General features: G+C 51.9%; 1 protein-coding gene. It reads right to left on the reverse strand.

What is annotated here, in order from left to right; genetic code table 11:
- On the reverse strand, positions 1-1,062 hold a 1,062-nt coding region (locus OHL23_RS28540), incomplete at its 3' end, for an AAA family ATPase (RefSeq protein WP_263355500.1).
- Positions 1,063-1,206 lie beyond the last annotated feature (144 nt).

A 1,206-nucleotide genomic window follows, 5' to 3' on the forward strand; every position in this document is an offset into this window, starting at 1 on the left:
GGTAATTGAGAGAGCCTTTTGAGCACGAATCAAAGTGTCGCGTTTGATGTCGCGAGTCTCGCGAGCGTGCTCAAGAAGTTCTTTCGACGGTACAGGGCCATTGCGTAGTGTCTCCAGTAGAAACGCTTTGGCCTCTGCCAGCTTGCTCGAACTGTCCTCTACTTGCTCGCCCTCAATCTCAGATAAAATGGATCGTGACGATCCTTCCAACGGCTCACCCCATACGACGCGAGTTGCAATGATTCCGTACCGAAGTGAGACAGGCTCGATTGAATAGCTGAAGCCTCCGGTATCGACTGAGTTGTTGGACTTCGCTCGCGTGAATACTCGCTTCTGCGAATCCTCTTCTTTCGCTGCTACCAGGACCATGCGAGCTAATGCGGCAAACGCTTGCGAGCCGATGACACGCTCGGCAGAATTCCTGCCTGCTGTGCCTTTGGCAAAATGCGTTATGCCCAATACTGCGCAATTCATCTCGGCTGCGAAGTCAACGATGGTTTGCAAGTCGCGTCGAACGTCATTCGCTTTGTGCATATCGCCTGTTACTGCCGTGATGATTGGATCGATGATAAGGAGGGATATTCCGCCTATCGACTTCACGGCTGCTCGCAGGCCATCCATATCAAGAGCAGCATCAAATGGGCAGCGTAAGCCTTGCTCGTCAATTGTTCCACTGATGACTCCATAGCGGGTGTCGTTTGCACCTACGGCCATGAGACGCGGCTTAATCGTATCGGCTGGATCGTCCTCACTACTCCAGATTAGAACATTTCCAGGGTTCGTTAACCGTGAGCCATCTGGCCAATTGCTTCCATTGGTGATGGTTGATGCAAGGTTAAATGCGATGGTTGATTTTCCAGTCCCACCAGCACCAGCAAGCAGAGTCAACTTACCAGAAGGCAGGTATCCATCCCAAAGCCACGTAATAGGCCGCTCGCTTATCTGTGAGCCTTGTAGAAGACTGACGGTACGTTTGCCGCTCGCTGTTACGCTCGACTTGCTTTGCTTTTCCTTGAACCGTGCGAGCATGTTCGCGATTGATTGGCGAACCACTTGCGTCATTGGATCATTCGTCACGGTTGGATGTGATGGACGCGGTTTGCTCATACCTGCGTTGATGCCTGATTCGATGGTTTGCCTTGCAGTCGCTTCGCCATCTTTCGCAATGTAGCCGTTTGCGATGGATGCTTCCCATAGAGCATTTGC

The organism is Acidicapsa acidisoli (genome assembly GCF_025685625.1).
GTDB lineage: Bacteria > Acidobacteriota > Terriglobia > Terriglobales > Acidobacteriaceae > Acidicapsa > Acidicapsa acidisoli.